Source organism: Ruegeria sp. THAF33 (assembly GCF_009363615.1).
In the GTDB taxonomy this organism is placed as follows: Bacteria; Pseudomonadota; Alphaproteobacteria; order Rhodobacterales; family Rhodobacteraceae; genus Ruegeria.
Genome location: NZ_CP045385.1, coordinates 232,142 through 250,028, shown reverse-complemented (window position 1 = coordinate 250,028; position 17,887 = coordinate 232,142). Strand labels below are relative to the sequence as shown.

Below are 17,887 nucleotides of genomic sequence, written 5' to 3'. Positions count from 1 at the left end.
GAGATCCATTTCGCATTACTTGTGCCAAAGAACAGCGCACAGCTCACTTTCAATCGGTGACCTGCCCCGCGCCGATTATTGTTCCGAGAACAAATTGTGTCGCGGGATCAATTTCGCCCCTCACGATAAGCGCTTGAAATTGGTGATTCAGGGCGGTCTCGCCCCAGTTCCGCATGGCAACTGCGATCCGCGGCGCTAGATTACGGTCCTTTTCGAGTTCACTCGCGAAAATGCCAATAATCTGAGCGCGAAGTTCAGGCAAAACCGTGCCGCCTTCGGTCAAAGCCCGGATCAGGGATTGCTTTTCGGGCGGTTGCCAGCCGGGGCGCTGCAGTGCTCGCTCAATCGCAGTAACTGCAAGGGCGCCGTCGATTTCGATACCTGCGAGAGCCCATTCATAAAGGTTTTGACCATTGCTTTTCAAAACCTGTTCAAATCGCGAACGCACAACAGAGGCTGCCTGTTCATCAGATTGCAAGCCAAGCAGACGCACCGCGACGGGTATGTAACTGATCCTGTTCAGACTACGAAATTCTTGCAGGAGCTGCTCAGTAGGCACCGTGTTCCGAAGTGGATGAACAAATTCATATGGGGCACGGTAGATTTCAACCATAGCGATGTTTCTCAGCACATGATCTTCGTGGCTTAGATAGCCCGCAAAGAACATAACACGCTCCGAGCCGTCATTGTCGCCGTACGCCCACGATCCTCCAACAGCTATTAAATCCTCAACAAACCGAGATCTGTCTGGCGTCATCATGAATAAGCGCTTCCAGCTTCTTGAAATGCTACGCCCTGCACCATCCTTGTCGGTTGCGCCATAGGTGAAGAGAACCGTCTTTTCTGGATTGGACCGGAAAGCTGCGCGGGTCTTGCTTTCGATCAGAAACGGTATTTCCGGCAGCGTTGAGATTTTCTGTTCTGTCCCTCTCAGAATGTGAACCGGAGAAAACCGGAACGGGTTGTCCGGTGTGGGACCGGCCAGAACGATAATGTCCGCGGAAATAATGTGATCAGCCGACGAAGCCTCAGGCAAAGTCACGCAGACTGAGCAAGCTTGCAAAGGTCTTGAGGTCACCGAAAAGATGGCCAGAATACAAAGCAGTGAGAGAAGTTTCGTTACTAAGCGCATAAGATACTGATGTTATTTAGTTTATGTGTTCCTTTTTACCTGTCGGCACTTGAGTTGGCACAATAATCTGTAGCTCAACTTAGTTTAGAATGCGAATCTTCGACAGTGACTAAGCTCAGAACCCCGTGACGCGCTTGACCAGACAGAAAAGCAAAGACCCGACATTCCAGAAGCGCCGCGTTCTGCATAAACACAGCGCGCTGCAGATTGAAGTTTCAGCGAGCTTGACCCTCTTAAACCAATCAAGCGATCGTGGTCCTAGTCATACGATGAAAGACATTGCCTGCAACAGTCTAAGGGGTCCTTTAGCGATCGCAAAACGCACCCGGGACTCCGGCCCCGATCAGTCGGCCAAGTAAACCGTTTCACCGGTTTCAATTGCCTGTTGCGCCGCTTGCCCCATCCTGACAGCCCAGAGGCCGTCCTGCAAACTCACATCCGGCTTTGCTGTTTCGCCACGAAGCACGGACAGGAACCCTTTGTGCTGATAGTAGGTCGACCCATTGTGATCCCCAGCCGCCAAAAGGGTGGGGTCCACCGGAACGTCCATTGATACCGGACCTTTGGGATTGCGCGGGCTCAAAATCACCTGAGGCAATGGCGGGGCTCCCAAGTGATCGGGCCAGAATCGTCCGGGTCCGGGGACAAACGCCTCGATCTTGGCGTCCGGTCCGACGGCCGATATTTCTTCTTGATAGCGTGCGCCTTCGGCAAACATGCAAAGTTCCAACATCGCGCGCGCACCCGAAGCAAAGTCGACCAGAACAAAGCCATGATCCAGAATATCCGGGGTTTGACCGTCGTAACTTTCGTCCAGATGGTTCACCGCCTGCCCGCCGCTTGCCGTGATGCGCACCGGATCGGATTGCAATATCAGACGCATCAGGTCGAAGAAGTGGCAGCATTTCTCGACGAAAGTACCGCCAGTATTTCGGTTGAACCGGTTCCAGTGGCCGACCTTGTCGAGGAAGGGAAAACGATGCTCGCGGATCGACAGCATTTTCACCCCACCTGTCGCCTCGGCCTTGTCGATCAAAGCAGCGATAGGGGGCATGTACCGGTATTCCATCGCGACCCAAATCGGGCAGGGGTAGTCGCGCTGCAACTGCTCAAGTCGGGGCACGTCTTGCGGGTCGGTGAACAGTGGTTTTTCTACCAAAAGCGGCAGAGGACGTGTTTCTGCGATTTCGCAGATCTGGTCCACATGAAGATGATTCGGGCTGACAATGACGACGCAGTCCAGTTCCTCTACCGCCAGTAGCTCTTGCACGGAACCTACCATGGTTGCAGTTGGCGCAATTTCCTTGGCGGCTTTTGCCATCTCCTGATCGGGTTCATAGATCGCAGCCACACTGGCACCTTCCAGCAATCCGATATTGTGCAGGTGCTCTTGCCCCATCATTCCGCATCCAATCAGCCCGTATTTGATGGTCCGGGTCATGCGCAATTCCTTTTACTTCAGACGTTGTACGTAATTGGCCCGATCCGGGTCGAACCAAGTTTTTGAGAATTCGACGGGTTCGGCGCTTTCCGACCAGCTGAAACGCTCGATGTAACCGACTGCTTGGCCGGCTGGCTTGGTGAAGCCAGAAGGCGTCCAGTCCGGTAGAGGCCGGACCGAAACCCTGTCTTCGGCTCTTGCGATCCAAAAGCCCAACTGGCGCTGATAGTAGCGATAGAGCGAGTCGGACAGCAGGCTCTGGTCGATCAGGCCCGCTGATTCGTCCAGCCAGATTTCTTCGACAGCGATGATTGTATCATTCAGGTAGCGCATCCGCCGGACACGCGAACCGGCGTCAGAAGCACCGAATTTCGGCAGATCGATCGGCTTTTTCAGATGGTCAACCGACAGGATATCCGCACGAGGCAGGCCACCCCCTTCCGGCAGTTCCAGCCTGAACATTGCATAGACGCTGTTTTGCGTACCGGTCTCGCGTATGTAGTTGCCCGAGCCCTGGATACGCTCCAACATCCCCTTTTTTTCCAGCTCTGAGAGCGACTTTCGCAGCGTTCCAACCGAGACATTCAGCTCTGCGGCCATCTCGCGCTCGGGCGGCAATCGTTCACCGTCAATAAGGCGACCAGCCGCGATGTCACGGATCAGAAGTTCCGCGATCTGAATATATACCGGCAGGGCATTGGGGTTTCGGTTGGATGCAGGCACGGCAGACGCTTCACTCGGTCGCAGGAAAAATTGATACACTATTGATCTACATCAAAGCGATTGCTACGCAAGAGGAAAGTCAAAGATGTACGGAGCGTGAATCAAATGAGCATCGTCCCCATCACATCCCCCGATCTGGATGCGGCCGAAGTTTCCTGGTTCGCTGCGCTGTGTTCCGATGATTACCAGTTCCTTGGCGTTCCCGATGGTGCCCTGCGGTCGAGTTGGGAGCATTGCTCGAACATTGTGAAAGAGGCCGAGGCGCAGGGTTTTCGCAACATCCTCTGCCCGTCCTCCTATCAGGTCGGTCAAGACACGCTGAGCTTTGTCGCCGGCTGCGCCCCGATCACCGAGCGGATCAACCTGCTGGCCGCCGTGCGCTGTGGCGAGATGCAACCGATCATGCTGGCCCGCACCATCGCAACGCTGGACCACATGCTGAAGGGGCGTTTGACGGTCAACATCATCTCATCCGACTTTCCCGGTGAGAAGGCCGACAGCGCGTTCCGCTATCAGCGCTCGCGCGAAGTGGTGGAGATTCTGAAACAGGCCTGGACGCGGGATGAGATCAATCATGCAGGCGAGGTCTATAATTTCTCGGGCCTGACCACCGACCCGGCCAAGCCATATCAGACCGGCGGGCCGCTGCTTTATTTCGGCGGCTATTCTCCCTCTGCTTTGGATCTGTGCGGCGAGCATTGTGACGTCTACCTGATGTGGCCTGAAACCAAGGATCAACTGGCCGAACGGATGAAGGCCGTTCACGCTGTCGCTGAAAACTACGACCGCACGCTGGATTACGGGTTGCGTGTCCATATGATCGTTCGCGATACCGAGGTTGAGGCACAGGAATACGCGGATTACATCGTCTCGAAGCTGGACGACGAATACGGTCGCGCCATCCGCGAACGGGCGCTGGATTCGACCTCGCTGGGGGTGGCGCATCAGGCCAGGAACCGCGATCTGGCGGATGAGTACGGCTATGTCGAACCCGGTCTCTGGACCGGTGTTGGCCGGGCACGGTCTGGTTGCGGTGCCGCTCTGGTCGGATCGACGGATCAGGTTATGTCGAAGATCGAGGAATACCAGAAGATGGGCATCCGCGCTTTCATCTTCTCGGGCTACCCGCATCTGGACGAAGCCCGCCATTTCGGCGCCCGCGTGTTGCCGAATTTGAAAACCTGTTCCCTTCCCGAAGCTTACGGAAGGGTTCCCAAAACGACCCCGGCCACACCGCTGGGCAACGGAGAACGCCGCTGATGCAACGTGTGAAACTATCTGACTCGCTGGAGATGAGCCGCCTTGTCTATGGCATGTGGCGGTTGGGCGATGACAGTGACACGTCCGCGGCCCATGTCGAGGCCAAGATTCAGACCTGTCTGGATCAGGGTATCACCACCTTCGATCAGGCCGACATCTATGGCGGCTACAAGGCCGAGGCCGTGCTGGGTGCCGCCCTGCGCGCCAATCCAAACCTTCGTCAGAAGATGGAGATCGTCACCAAATGCGACATCGTCGCGCCGGTTGGCCGTTACGCGGATGCGAAGGTAAAATACTACGACACCTCGCGCGCCCACATTCTGAAATCAGTCGACACGTCGCTGTCGGAAATGGCGATTGACCACATCGATCTGCTGTTGATCCACCGCCCGGACCCCATGATGGACCACCATGAAACCGGAGCCGCCCTGGATGAGGTCGTCGCCAGTGGAAAGGTCGGTGCGGTGGGTGTGTCAAACTTCCGCCCGTGGGATTGGTCGTTGCTGCAATCGGCGATGAAAACGCAGTTGGTCACCAACCAGATCGAAATTTCTCTGGGTCAGATCAGCCCTTTCACCAACGGTGATCTGGCGTTTCACCAACAGCATGGCCATCCGTTGATGGCATGGTCGCCGCTGGGTGGAGGCCTGTTGATGGCCGGAAACCCGCCGGTTGGGGTCGTCGCCGATGAAGTCGCAGCCGGGTTTGGCGTGGATCGCGCCGCCGTCGCAGTGGCGTTCCTGTTGGCCCACCCAGCCAACATCCTGCCGGTTCTGGGCACCAACAATCTTGACCGGATCAAACGCGCCTCGGACGCATTGAAAGTCAAACTGGATCGCGAAAGCTGGTTCCGCCTGTACGAGGCGGCACTGGGGCACGAGGTACCATGATGAACGCAATCTCAAAGGACATGACCCGCACCTTCATTCCACATAAGGACGACACACGTACCCTGCGCGACGCCTTCGGCCGCTTTGCAACCGGTGTCACCATCGTGACCTGCGACAGCGCGGACGGTCCGGTCTGCATCACCGCCAACAGCTTTTCGTCCCTGTCGCTTGACCCACCGCTGATCATGTGGGCCGGAGACCGAAACTCGCGTCGCTTCCCCTATTTCCACAAGGCGCGCCATTTCAGCGTGCATGTGCTGTCTTCGGACCAGGCCGAGCTGTGTTTCGGCTGCTCGAAAGACGCCTTTGCACTGCGGGACATCACCCACGGGCGCTGTAAGAATGGGACGCCGGTGTTGGCGGACTGCCTTGCGCGGTTCGAATGCGAACAGCACGCTTATCACGATGCAGGCGATCACGTTATTGTGGTTGGAAAGGTTCTACGGGCCAGTATGTCGGATGGAGACGCGCTGACCTTTTATGCCGGGAAACTCGGCCAATTCGCGAAAGTCTAAGCGCGATTTGATGACCGTGGGGGACACCCGCGGCTGACCAAGGGAGGATCCGCATGGGCGGACTGGCATCGGTGCTTGCACTGATTGCATTCGTGAACGAAACCGTGCTGCGTCTGGGCCGCGCGGTTGGTGTTGTTGCGATTGCGCTCATGGTGATCGCAATTCTGATCCAGGTGTTTTTCCGATACGTTCTGGGCAATGCGCTGCCCTGGCCGGACGAGGCCGCGCGGTTCTGCATGTTGTGGATGACCGGTCTGATGGCCCCCACAGCCTTTCGGCGCGGCGGTTTTGTGGCCATCGACATGCTGGAACGCCTCCTTCCCCGCATCATCGGCCAAACGCTGAATCTGTTCCTGCTTTTGATCGCGCTCGCCGTCCTGCTGGTCGCGGTCAATATCGGCTGGTCCGAGGTCACTGGCTTTGGCGGCAAGTTCGCCACTGCCGCGCTGTATCTGCCCACCTCTTTCGGGTTCGACGAATGGTATCGCATTCCGCGCAGTTGGATGATGGCATCGCTGCTGGTGGGAGTCATCCTGCTGATCTCGGTGAATATCGAGCTGATCCTGCGATCCTTCATCACTCTGCTGGGCGGCGGCCACCTGTTGCCTGAAATTCCTGATGCGGCAGTGGGGGCCGAATAAATGCTGATCTGGTTCCTGCCCACCTTCCTGATTTTCCTGCTGATCGGCCTGCCGGTCTTTTTCGCTTTGCTGGCGGCGCCCGGAATCCTGCTGTGGCTGAACGGCCAGACGAACGACATCACGTTGCTGTATCGCAACGTCTATAACGGCATGGACAGCTTCCCTCTGATGGCGATCCCCTTCTTCATGCTGGCCGGAGAGCTTATGAACCGAGGCGGCATCACCATCCGCCTTGTCGAGTTTTCGCAGGCTCTGATGGGTCATCTGCGCGGTGGTCTGGCGCATGTGAACGTGCTGAGTTCGATTCTGTTCGCGGGCCTCTCGGGGTCCGCCGTGGCGGACACCTCGGCGCTAGGGTCGATGCTGATCCCGGCGATGGAGAAACAGGGCTATACCCGTAAATTCGCCGCCGCGATCACGGCGGCGAGTTCGGTGATCGGGCCGATCATTCCGCCCTCGGGCATCATGATCATCTATGCCTATGTGATGGGCGAAAGCGTGGCCGCGTTGTTTCTGGCGGGGATCGTTCCGGGCGTGATGGTCGGTGTCGGTCTGATGCTGATGATCAAACTGATGGCCGACCGCTATGACTTCCCCGTCGCCAGCCGCAAATACACATGGCCCGAGCGGCGTCAGGCCAGTTTGAAGGCCTTTTTCCCATTGATGACACCGGTCATCATTCTGGGCGGTATTCTGGGTGGTATCTTCACACCGACCGAGGCTGCGGCAGTCGCCGTGGGCTATGCCTTCATCATCGGGTTCTTCATCCTGCGGACATTGACATGGAAAGAGGTCCCCGAGGTGCTCAGCAATGCAGGCATGACTTCAGCCGTTGTTCTGCTGCTGGTTGGTGCTGCGATGGCGTTCAAGACGGTCGTCAGCCTCAGCCATGCGCCGGAACAACTGGCCTCGCTGATCCTCAGCCTGTCGGAAAACCCGCTGATCCTTTTGTTCCTGATCAACCTGCTGCTGTTCATCGTCGGCATGTTCCTGGACGCAGGCCCCGCGATCATCATCCTTGGACCAATCCTTGGCCCGATCTTCACCAGCCTCGGCGTCGACCCGATCCATTTTGCCATCATCATGAGCGTCAACCTGACAGTAGGCCTCGCCACCCCGCCAATGGGTTTGGTGCTGTTCGTGGCCGCCGCCGTATCGCGCGAACGGGTTGAAACCATCGCCAAAGCGATCCTGCCGTTCCTGGCGGTCGAAATCATCGTGATTTTCCTGATCACCTACATACCCGCACTATCCATGACGATCCCGAGGATAACGGGATTTGCCAACTAACTGAGTTCCACAGGGAGGAAACGCATGCTCAGAGAATTCATCAAAACCGCAGCGGTGGCCACATCGCTGGTGGCGGCGTCCGCCATGGCCGCGACAGCCGCCGATTATACACTGCGCGCAACCGCAAATTCGAACGAAAACGATGAGGATTATGACGGTCTGATCGTCTTCAAGAACTATGTCGAATCTGCCTCGAACGGCGCGATCGAGGTCGAACTGTTCATCGGCACACAGCTTTGCTCGAACGGGGCCGAATGCTTGCAGGGCGTGGCAGACGGCACCATCGACATCTACATCTCGACCTCGGGCGGTGCCTCAGGCATCTTTCCTTACGTGCAGGTTCTGGACCTGCCTTATCTGATGGCCGATGACCGCATTGCCGAGCATGTCCTGTCGGGCGATTTCACCCGCACAATGCGCGACATGGCGCTTGAGGACTCGGGCGGCGCGATCCGTCTGATGACCATCGGCAACACCGGCGGCTGGCGCAACTTTGCCAACACACAGCGCCGCATTGCCGAGCCTGCGGATATGGAAGGTCTGAAAATCCGCACCGTCGTCGCCGACCTGCCGCAGGAACTGGTCAAGGCGCTAGGTGCGTCGCCCACCCCAATCCCGTGGCCGGAACTGTTCACCAGCTTCCAGACCGGTGTCGTTGAAGGATCCAAGAACGGCATCACCGACATCATGGGCATGAAATTCCCGGATGCGGGCCTGCAATACGTAACGCTGGACGGCCACGCCTATATGGGCGCATTGTGGTGGATGAACAACGCCAAGTTCCAGGAGATGCCCGAGGATCTGCGCCGCGTCGTGGTCGACGGGTTCTATGCCCTGCAACAGGCCACTTTCGCCTCCCCCAAGCGCAAGTCGATCCAAGCCTATGAGGATTTCGTCGCCGGTGGCGGAGACCTCTATGTGCTGACACCCGATCAGAAGGCTGCGTTCAAAGAGGCCGCAACGCCAGTCTATGATTGGTTCCAGTCCAACGTTGCGCGAGGCGACGAGATCTTTGCTGCACTGACCGAGGCGGTCGCGGCGGCTGAGGCGGACGTCAACGCCGCTCGCGATGCGGATCTGAAGTGAACGGTTGGGCCGGGCTTTGCGGCCTGGCCCTCACCGAAACGGGTACATCCACCCTTTGTAGTCGTTGACCAGAACATGCGCCTTTTCGATCTGCTCCGGCGACATTTTCTTGACCACTTCCTCAAGGCTGATCGCCGCGTCGGGGTCGCCGCCAATGGCGCTGAGCGTGTACCACATATACGCACGCACCAGATCGGGCGCGGGCATGCCCAGACCCAATTCGTAATACCAGCCAACGCCCGACTGCGCCCCCGGATGCCCCTTCATCGAGGCCCGCAGATACCATTCAAAAGCCCGTTCGTAATCCTGCTCGACCCCCAAACCCAGCCCGTACATCACGCCGATCAACTCTTCAGCCTCGGCGTTGCCCGAGCGCGCGGCTGGAAGAAGTTCCTCGCGCGCGGCTGCAAACTGTCCGGCTTCCATCATATCGCGCGCTTGTTCCAGTTCAGCCAGAGCCGGAGACGCAAATACGCAAAGGGCAAGAACAAGCTGGCGCATGGGATGGTTGCCTTCTTCTGGGTCGGGGCCGCTGTGGCACAGGATTTGCCGCGCCCGCTGACCGATGATGACTTTATCCCCTTTGATATGGAACAGGCCGCCATCGGTCATCAACTGTTTTACGACCCGATCCTGTCAGGCAACCGCAACATCGCCTGCGCCCATTGTCACCACCCGGATTTCGGCACTTCGGACGGGTTGTCTCTGGGCATAGGAGAAGGCGGGCAGGAGTTGGGGCCGGACCGCACACCCGGCACCGGGGCCGACAGAATACGCAAACGCATCCCTCGCAACTCTCCGGGCCTGTGGAATCTTGGGGCCAAGGACATACACACCGTCTTTCACGACGGCAGGCTGAGCATTTCCGACGTCTACGGCAACGGCTTCAATTCCCCGGCGCAGGAGTGGCTGCCCGAGGGCCTGAACTCCCTGCTGGCGGCACAGGCTTTGTTCCCCCTGACCTCACAATTCGAGATGGCGGGCAATGTGGCTGAAAATGAAGTCACTGGCGCGGTGCATGATCGTATCGACAAGGGCTGGCCCATTCTGGCGAAACGCGTCCGCACCGATCTGCGCTATGGTCCGGCCATGGTCGCCGCCTTTGATGAGGTCGAGACGACCGAGGACATCACGATCACGCAAGTCGCCAACGCTCTGGCCGCTTTCATGGCGATCGAATGGCGCAGCACCGACAGCCCGTTTGACCACTATCTTGCGGGCGACACGAAGGCCCTTTCACCGGCGCAAATCGAGGGGATGAGGCTGTTTTACGGCAAAGCCGGCTGCTCCGCCTGCCACAGCGGACCGCTCATGTCAGATCAGAAGTTCCATGCACTGGGCTTGCCTCCCTTTGGGCCGGGTCGCACCCGGCAGTGGGATCCCTTCGTCCGGGATGTCGGCCGCATGGGTGAAAGCAACCGCCTTGAGGATGCCTACAGGTTCCGCACCCCGATGCTCCGTAACGTTGCCCTGACCGCACCGTACGGTCACAATGGCGCCTTCCCCGATCTTGAAAGCGTCATTCGCCATCATTTGGATCCGCAGGCCAGCCTGGACAAATGGACCCCACAAATGGCTGCCTTACCCCACGTGCCATGGTTGCAAAAAACGGATTTCCTAGTTTGGCAGGACCAATATGAAATGGCACGTCAACGCAAGAAAATTGATATCGATCCGATCCAACTCACGGAATTAGAAATAGAAAACCTGATTGCTTTTCTGAATTCGTTGACAGGTCGCAGCGTAGACTCGCCGATATTCGGTGTGCCGAAAGGGTTTACTCCTTAGCCATCTCGCATATTATTTAGCTCATGTTGACTAATGGCTGAGCCAGAGACGGGTTGATGCGAAATCGGCGAAGCAGAAGAGCTTTCGGCGGGCACGTCGCAGCGTGTTGCAACTCGGCTAGCATTCTTCAACTTGTAGAAGCATTCACTTCACTAGCGATGCGCTCATCCAATTCGCGAATGCTCGTCCGAATCTGCGACAGCAATTCGTTGTCACTACCTTCATGTACCTTGCGCGCTCTGATCTCATCTGCGGAAATCGGATCAGATAGTTTTGCCCGGCCAAGTGCGATCCTTGCCTCTTGCAGTGCCAAAAGCGCGCTGGTCAGTGGATCAATCTCGACGTCAGCAGCGAGCGCGTCGAACTCCTCTGCGCCAATCGGATCAGACAGCGATGCTTGTCCGGCGAGAAATTTGGCCTTCTTCAGCTTCAGGAATGCGCGCGTCACGTCGTCAGCCTTTGTGCGGGGCTCTCGCGCACCGGTCTTCTCCAGCCATATGGCGGCGATCTTCTCAACGAGTGTCCACACCGTCTGCTGGCGATTATGCTGCGAGATATCGAAGCGTACTGCTTTCTCTTCGATACCGAGCTGCTCAGACTCTCGTTCGTTCACGCGCACTTCGTAGTCGCAGAGACCATCGATGTCATCGCTGACGTTCCCGGCTGGGGTCCGGGCGATCTCTCTTTCGTTTGCGTAGACAACGATTTTGAGCATCACTCACCACCCTTTCGTCACACATACAGGACAGCGTCCGCGGTCATCAGTTCGGTCGATCTGACCGAAATATCCACAGACCGAGCACGTCATTCGATTCCGAGCAGGCTTTTTTCGAACACCAAAAAACCTCTTTCTTTCAGGGTGGCTCTTGCTCGCGACATCATGCGCGCACCAGCAGCACAGGGTCGTGTACCGCCCATCCAAAATCTGGGTCTCGGCAGCGTTTGAGCATCGCTCACAGGTACGATTTGCTCGTGCAATCGTGGAGGTGATCATCGATTGGATGTGTCGATCATCACACCGGTGGCAGATGCGGAGCTCTCCCAGTTTCTCTTTGATCTGTAGGATGAAAGAGTAGGTGAAATCCTTTAGATCGCAGTATTCCTTAACCTCTGTAAAGAGCGCCGTGACCAAGCCGGACCAGCCTTTGGGTGTGTGGCCGACGTTCTTCTCGACCGACTGCTTGATGTCGTTGAAATCAATTGCGTTCGTGACTTCGTCCGCCATGTCGGACTCCTCCTGAGGATGGTAGGAGGAGTCGGAATCGAACCGACTCGTGCACTCTAATCTGGAGCGATTACAATGATATAAGCCTCGCCAGCATACCAATGCTGCCTCCCACGGATTTCGCGTGGGTTATCGACCTCAGACCGATATTCGATGGCAGTGGATGCGTGAGTACGTCATGACCTGAAGCTGAACCAGTTCGTGTCACTATGTCAAGACGGAGTGTGCTGCACTTCGAAAGTCACCGCGTAGTTTCGGGAAACCTCTCGCTAAACGAGTGCCAAATAGGTTGTCCGCAACGCAGAATTGTAAGCACTGTTGGCATGGCCCGCCTGAGGCTTCCTCTAACCACATATACGGAAGTCAGCGACGGTCGTTACCGAGTCCAAATTGACTGATGCCGCGCGAAGCTCCAATGACAGCGATGCGCAGAAAGCGGACTTTGCAAAGTTTCGCTAACAGCATTCGCGATCATTCGTCAGAGCAATGGTAGATGTGTAATTTGAGCCTCAACAGCCTATTTGGGTTGCTTCCAAGTTTTCAAAATGAATACCCAACATTCAAAAAGACACTGGTGGCATCGTATTTGTTCTTCAGTTCAGCCACATCCAGCTTTCGGCTGAAGCTTTGAACGCCTACTCCAATATCCCATTGTGGTGCGAGTTTGTAGCTCAGCAAGGCGACCGCATCTAGAAACTCGACAGAGTCGAACGAAGTGCCGTCGACACCCAACTGAAATTCTAACCGATCAGACAGCTCATAGCTGGCATGGATGCTCGCGTATGGCGCAAAGTCGTTGCTTTCGACTTCTCGATCCAAATTGCCGGAAACAAGTCGCACATAGGTATTTTGAAAGGTCAGACCCCCGCCAATTTTCAAATCGAACCGACCTTCAGGGACGACGTTGTACAGGTAACCGCCACGAATTTCGTTCATAACGTAATCCATCGCAGTCGTGGTGTTTGCCGGGTATACCGTACCGTCAAACCGAACGGGGTTTGAAAAAGTGCCTTCGTCTCGTACCTCTAACGGATTTAGGACCGCGTAGAACTCATGCTGATCAGACATGAAATACTCGAAACTCGCCGCGGAACTTGTGGTCGGGTTTGAAAAGGTATCAAACTGTTCAAGGTCTAGCTGTGAGCCGGTTGAACTGGGAGATCGTACGTCGTTGTTGTCCAGACTGCTCGCGCCGAAGGAGAATGAAAACCTAAACCTGGGTTTGAAGGGTTCTGTCACTTTTGTCTCTGCCGATTTGTTTGATCCAGTAAGCATCGAAACCTGCAAGCCGACTGCATCCTGCGAGACTGTGGGAAGAACCTTGACTCCCTTCTCCAAAGGCGTCGCGTACAACCAATTGCTAAGCATTGCGATACTTGCACCGGCCAGGACATCGTCGGAGAAGTGTTTCTCGGCGCGAACTCGGGTGTAACCGACAAAAGACGCTAGCAGATAAGCTGGTACGCCGTAGCTGGATCCGTACCGTGTTTGAAGGAAAGCAGCACCCGAGAATGCAGCTGCGGTGTGCCCCGACGGAAAGGAATTGTCCGCCGAGTAATTGGGGCGCCATTTCTCCACAAGAAACTTAAGGCTCTGAACGGTCAGAAAAGTGGTGCCAACACCCTTTGCGAGTTGTTGTCGCCCCTCCTTGTCGTCCTTAGCATAAGTTATCCCAAGGGCTGCGAGAGGAATTGCCAGTTGGAGAACGTCGCCGACGTCTTCGAGGTCATCAGTTGTGTCACCAGATACAACTGACGGAGAAGACAGCGCACCTAGTGACGCACACAGCACGACCGCAGTTGCTTTTCTTAACATTTCCATAGTTCACGCCTCAACTTGCACCCCTTTGAAACTAGTGGGCAGACTTGTCCTCACGAGTTGGTTCAGCGACCACTGCTAATTTGACATGGCATCTAAGATCGCTGGCACGAATTGATGGAATTGCATGGTGGCGAAACGAGGGGTTTCTGCCATTGGGTACGCACCGTTCAAGGCAATGACCGAGTTTGTTTCCTTGTTGATGACGCACATTTGCCCATTGACGCCAATCATAGCCAAAATGCGGTAATCACCTACTTCAAGAACTCTAAATTGATCTTTGTAGTAACCCGGAGCTAGCGCAGATTCTTTGCCCTTAAGCCAAGCGCTGCGTACGGCTTCATTTCCTTCCCAAAGGTCAGAGACAAATTGGGCGGGCAACACTTGCTCCCCAAGTTCGTTCTTGCCTTCATTCAGAAAGAGCAGGCCGACGCGAGCGAGGTCTTTGGTAGCCATGTTCATGCCTGTAGACCCCATCGCTAGGCCCTTCTTGTCGGACATGAAATGGGCATCTGAAGCGACACCCACCTTCTGTAGAAGGTCCTGCTCAAGAATTGTCGTGAAAGACTCTCCGGTCGCGCGGTCCACGATGAGCCCCAGAAGCTCGCTGTTGACATCCTGGTAGTCGTACTTCTCACCCATTGCGTAGTCTTGCCGCTCAGTGATCAAAGGAAAGAAGTCCATCGTGCCGTTTGGGTAAGCCTCGGACTTTTCCTGACCATAATAGCCCTGTGCCTCAGAAAGGCGGGTATCCCAGTATTTTTCTGCTGTTCCGGGGGCCAGCACGACCGCAGTCCGCATGTCAGAAATCTCTTGCACCGTGGCGGTTTCGAATGCGGTCCCTGCTAATTCAGGTACGTACCGGATTGCTGGGTCTTCCCAATTGAGCAAACCCTTTCCAACAGCAATTGCCGCGGCCATCGCTGTAAAGGATTTAGAAACCGACATGTCGAGATGCGTTGAATACTCGTCCAATCCATTTCCATAGTGCTCGTGAATAAGTTCACCATTTTGAATAATCACTGCATTGTGGTTCTGCATCCGGTTCAACAGGAAGTCTCTTGCAGAAATTGGCCCGTCATAATCCTGAACCATTACTTCTTCTAGGTTCAGAACCTGATCGCTTTGGGGCAACTCACGAACATAATCGCCCTTGTGCAGCGTGTAGCTGTGGGAAAACTTGTAGACGTGTGGCATGGCAGAGGCGATGAATTCAGGTGTTTCCCAGTTCTCTCCTGTTAATCCAATTGCTGACGCAGCTTCGATGAATTCAGCGTCCGGCTCTTTAAAGGTTGTCGCTTCAGCACTGACCGTCAGCGCTCCAACCAGAATGGCCCAGAATGCCGTTGTAGGAATGTGTCTCATTGCAAAAAACCTCTTTGCATCTGTTTGAGCGAACCTTACAGCGACTGCCGGAAAGGAGTTCTGCGGATATAAGTAGTAGGGAAAACGTTCTCCTGATGGCCTACTCTATGACATCGACAGTCATCGTATGGGGATGGTCTTGGCGGGTTCACGGCAAGAACCACGAAACGCCGAATTTGAGCTGCCAGTCATTGCTGTTGTCCGGCGCCTCGGCGAGATAGTAGGCACCAACATTAAGGTCGATAGCGTTTCCGCCACCCACGACAAACGTCTTCCCAAAGGTCGCTCCAACGGGAACAACCCAATCACCTGTGCTCCAATTATAGCTACTTGTATTAGAGTAGCCGACGTAAGAACCTCCGAGGAAATCCTCCAAATTGTAGAAGACTATTGGCTGTATGGTTGTGAGAGAAAAATCATCCTCTCCCCAGAGATGTCCGACCACACCACCATAAGACAAATCGCCAGCAAAATTGAACCCAACAAGGGCAAGGCCCGCTCCGTTTCCAGGTCCGTTGAATCCGTCTTCAGCTGTATCAAAAGAGAGTTGGACGCCGTATCCGATCTTAAATGTCCCTGGCTCCACTTCGGGTACATAAAAGGCCTGAACAATGGTATCGCTAAAGCCGAAATCTGTTCCTCCGCCACGGTCGGAAAAGGCGAATTCCGGGAGGCTGGCATCTGCGCCCGCTACACCGCCAGGCAATCCAACATAAGGTATCAATCCGCGCAAAATCACATTCGCGGATTCTCCCTCGAACGTGTAAACTGGTTGAAGTTGAAAATTGTAGGTTGTGCTGTCGCTATTGGGGCCAAAGCCGATTGTGTTATCCGTAAGTAGTGCGGTGACTGCGGCGAGCGGGTCCTGTGCTTTACGTGCGGCCTGGCACGCGGCGTCGCACTCTTCCTGCGCATAAGCGAGAGAGTAAAAAATTATCGAGCAAAAAACACTAAAGAGAACTAGCCTGGAGAGCACACACAGTCGATTGGCCAGCGAGCTTAACTGAGTTGCTCGGGCCCAAGGCCCAATTACCATGCAAGACAAGGGTAGCTCCTAAGGTCAGATACACCAGATTCTCCCACGAGATTCTTATATCCTATTTTCGACTCGTGTCGATAACTTCGAGAGCATTGGGTTTGGGAAATTGTCGAAACCGATTTTCCACAAGGTTATTAAATTGCTCATTTTTTTAGCAAGGATGCGCGTCAGTAACAACCCGGCATAGCTGAAATCCCGACTAAAACTCGACTATTGTCGACATCGGCTTTCTTGGTGTAACCATATCCGTGAAGCTGGACTCGAATAACAAATACCGCGCTCAGCCCATGGCGCGAAGCACACTTCTCAGATCTGACCGCGCTTCGATTTCATAAGATATGCAGCGCAGTCATTAGAATTAAGCTCAACGGCATCAAGGAAAACAGATGAACAAAATCAATTGTATAGTAGCAGTTAGCTTTCTCCTGTCATCAGCAGCATATGCTCAGTCAATACTGCCTCCAGATCAGGCGTTCCTCGATCAAGTCGAAGGCTTTGGTGTCACCCAAGAAAACTGGGATAGCGGCGAAAACGCAGCCGTAACCTTTCCCAATGCCTACAAGTTCACGCGTCACTACGTTGTTGAACCGAGCGGTGACATTGAGCCCGAGAGCTGGACGGAGTCTAATAGTCTCGACTTGTCCGAACTGACTGCTGAAGACGCTGATGGTCCACTGGATATCGAGACTTTGTTACGGGACAGGCTCAAGAACCATTCAATGGTAATTCTGAAGGGCGACGACCTGCTGCACCAGCATTTTTGGAACGGGATGGATGAAACATCGACCCACTTGGACATGTCAGTAACGAAGTCCTTCACTGCCATTCTTGCTGGAATTGCTGCGGCCGAGGGTAAGCTGGACATGACGGCACCGGTGGAAGCTTATCTGCCACGGTTCAAAGGGACGGCGTTTGAAGGCGTTTCGTTGCAAGACGTGGCCGACATGAATTCAGGCCTCGACATTCCCACACCGCCCTTTCTTTCGTGGGACCCAAAATTCACCGAGTCTCAGGAATGGAACGGACCCAATGATAGCGGTTTGAACGGCATCGAAGATTATCTGGTGACAATCGCGCAACGAAAATATGAACCAGGCACGCACTATCAGTACCAGGACCCCAACACGGAAGTTCTGGGTCTTGCCGTCGAAGCGGCGACCGGTGTTGGATTGGCCGAGTATTTGCAAGACAAGTTGTGGTCAAAGCTAGGAGCTGAGGGCGAGGCATATTGGATGGCTGACCCGTCGGGAGCAACAGTTGCATCCGGGGGATTGAACATGAGAACGCGCGACCTCGCGCGCGTCGGACGCATGATGCTCGCCGGAGGTAAGAACTACGCTGGAGATCAAGTCATCCCTGCCGCTTTCCTGGACGCCCTGTGGATGGGAAACGACAGGGTCCGCGGTGCTTGGAGCAACGGAAAAGAGGCCGTGCTCGCGCCAAATGGGTGGTATAAAGACCAGATCCGGATCTTGGAAATTGGTGAACACAAATTCGCGGCGTTTGTCGGAATACACGGTCAGGTTTTGGTGGTTGAGCCAGAAAGTGAAACCGTCATTGCAATGAACGGTGGCTACCCGCAGACGGAAACGGAACGCATGAATTCCATGATTTTCCTACAGGTTGTTCCTGCGATTCTAGATGAAACAGCAAAGATGTAGGGCTGCGGGAATT

17 protein-coding genes and 1 pseudogene are annotated in these 17,887 nt (G+C 55.3%); 8 read left to right on the top strand and 10 right to left on the bottom strand.

Annotated features, from left to right (window positions below; genetic code table 11):
* Window positions 1–49: 49 nt before the first annotated feature.
* The 3 genes from FIU92_RS18390 to FIU92_RS18380 form a co-directional block, all read right to left on the bottom strand.
* A complete protein-coding gene (locus FIU92_RS18390) occupies window positions 50–1,132 on the bottom strand; it encodes a hypothetical protein (protein ID WP_152460172.1) in 1,083 nt (360 codons plus the stop codon).
* Window positions 1,133–1,475: 343 nt separating this feature from the next.
* Window positions 1,476–2,573, bottom strand: coding sequence for a Gfo/Idh/MocA family protein (locus FIU92_RS18385; RefSeq protein ID WP_152460171.1), 1,098 nt, complete (start codon window positions 2,571–2,573; stop codon window positions 1,476–1,478).
* 12 nt (window positions 2,574–2,585) lie between these two features.
* Entirely contained in the window at window positions 2,586–3,296 is a 711-nt protein-coding gene (locus FIU92_RS18380; protein WP_152460170.1) for a GntR family transcriptional regulator, read from the bottom strand.
* 105 nt (window positions 3,297–3,401) lie between these two features.
* Between FIU92_RS18380 and FIU92_RS18375 the strand changes: the two genes are divergently transcribed.
* Genes FIU92_RS18375 through dctP form a run of 6 tightly spaced genes read left to right on the top strand, consistent with a single transcriptional unit; the run spans window position 3,402 to window position 8,978 of the window.
* Window positions 3,402–4,556 carry an LLM class flavin-dependent oxidoreductase gene (locus FIU92_RS18375; protein ID WP_152460169.1) on the top strand — a complete coding sequence of 385 codons (1,155 nt, stop codon included), beginning with the start codon at window positions 3,402–3,404 and terminating at the stop codon, window positions 4,554–4,556.
* Window positions 4,556–5,446 (top strand): aldo/keto reductase family oxidoreductase, encoded by an 891-nt coding sequence (locus FIU92_RS18370; protein ID WP_152460168.1) that lies wholly within the window; start codon window positions 4,556–4,558, stop codon window positions 5,444–5,446. Before FIU92_RS18375 ends, FIU92_RS18370 begins: the two co-directional genes overlap by 1 nt.
* The gene (locus FIU92_RS18365) at window positions 5,446–5,961 is read left to right on the top strand and encodes a flavin reductase family protein (RefSeq protein WP_371419761.1); all 516 of its coding nucleotides are present in this window, start codon (window positions 5,446–5,448) and stop codon (window positions 5,959–5,961) included. The genes FIU92_RS18370 and FIU92_RS18365 overlap by 1 nt, the downstream gene beginning before the upstream one ends.
* Window positions 5,962–6,014: 53 nt before the next feature.
* Window positions 6,015–6,602, top strand: coding sequence for a TRAP transporter small permease subunit (locus FIU92_RS18360; protein WP_152460166.1), 588 nt, complete (start codon window positions 6,015–6,017; stop codon window positions 6,600–6,602).
* Window positions 6,603–7,892, top strand: coding sequence for a TRAP transporter large permease (locus FIU92_RS18355; protein ID WP_152460165.1), 1,290 nt, complete (start codon window positions 6,603–6,605; stop codon window positions 7,890–7,892). It abuts the gene before it with no gap.
* Window positions 7,893–7,916: 24 nt separating this feature from the next.
* Complete coding sequence (gene dctP / locus FIU92_RS18350; protein WP_152460164.1) at window positions 7,917–8,978, top strand: TRAP transporter substrate-binding protein DctP; 1,062 nt, start codon at window positions 7,917–7,919, stop codon at window positions 8,976–8,978.
* Between the two features lie 30 nt (window positions 8,979–9,008).
* Here dctP and FIU92_RS18345 read toward each other — a convergent pair whose 3' ends face one another.
* Window positions 9,009–9,479, bottom strand: coding sequence for a tetratricopeptide repeat protein (locus FIU92_RS18345; protein WP_152460163.1), 471 nt, complete (start codon window positions 9,477–9,479; stop codon window positions 9,009–9,011).
* 3 nt (window positions 9,480–9,482) lie between these two features.
* On the opposite strand from FIU92_RS18345, the gene FIU92_RS18340 reads away from it, so the two are divergent.
* Window positions 9,483–10,766 (top strand): cytochrome-c peroxidase, encoded by a 1,284-nt coding sequence (locus FIU92_RS18340; protein ID WP_152460162.1) that lies wholly within the window; start codon window positions 9,483–9,485, stop codon window positions 10,764–10,766.
* 30 nt (window positions 10,767–10,796) lie between these two features.
* Here the strand turns inward: FIU92_RS18340 and FIU92_RS23215 are convergent.
* The 6 genes and pseudogenes from FIU92_RS23215 to FIU92_RS18315 form a co-directional block, all read right to left on the bottom strand.
* Window positions 10,797–10,909, bottom strand: a pseudogene (locus FIU92_RS23215) (IS5/IS1182 family transposase); the annotation flags it as partial.
* Window positions 10,894–11,481, bottom strand: coding sequence for a hypothetical protein (locus FIU92_RS18335; protein ID WP_152460161.1), 588 nt, complete (start codon window positions 11,479–11,481; stop codon window positions 10,894–10,896). The gene FIU92_RS18335 and the pseudogene FIU92_RS23215, both read right to left, overlap by 16 nt.
* Before the next feature lie 3 nt (window positions 11,482–11,484).
* Window positions 11,485–11,991, bottom strand: a complete 507-nt coding sequence (locus tag FIU92_RS18330; protein WP_152460160.1) for a hypothetical protein — start codon at window positions 11,989–11,991, stop codon at window positions 11,485–11,487.
* Between the two features lie 540 nt (window positions 11,992–12,531).
* A complete protein-coding gene (locus tag FIU92_RS18325) occupies window positions 12,532–13,812 on the bottom strand; it encodes a phosphatase PAP2 family protein (RefSeq protein WP_254705408.1) in 1,281 nt (426 codons plus the stop codon).
* Between the two features lie 75 nt (window positions 13,813–13,887).
* Complete coding sequence (locus FIU92_RS18320) at window positions 13,888–15,174, bottom strand: serine hydrolase (RefSeq protein ID WP_152460159.1); 1,287 nt, start codon at window positions 15,172–15,174, stop codon at window positions 13,888–13,890.
* Between the two features lie 148 nt (window positions 15,175–15,322).
* Window positions 15,323–16,219 (bottom strand): hypothetical protein, encoded by an 897-nt coding sequence (locus FIU92_RS18315; protein ID WP_152460158.1) that lies wholly within the window; start codon window positions 16,217–16,219, stop codon window positions 15,323–15,325.
* A 380-nt stretch (window positions 16,220–16,599) separates the two neighbouring features.
* Between FIU92_RS18315 and FIU92_RS18310 the strand changes: the two genes are divergently transcribed.
* On the top strand, window positions 16,600–17,874 hold the full coding sequence (locus FIU92_RS18310) for a serine hydrolase (protein ID WP_152460157.1): 1,275 nt from the start codon (window positions 16,600–16,602) through the stop codon (window positions 17,872–17,874).
* Window positions 17,875–17,887 lie beyond the last annotated feature (13 nt).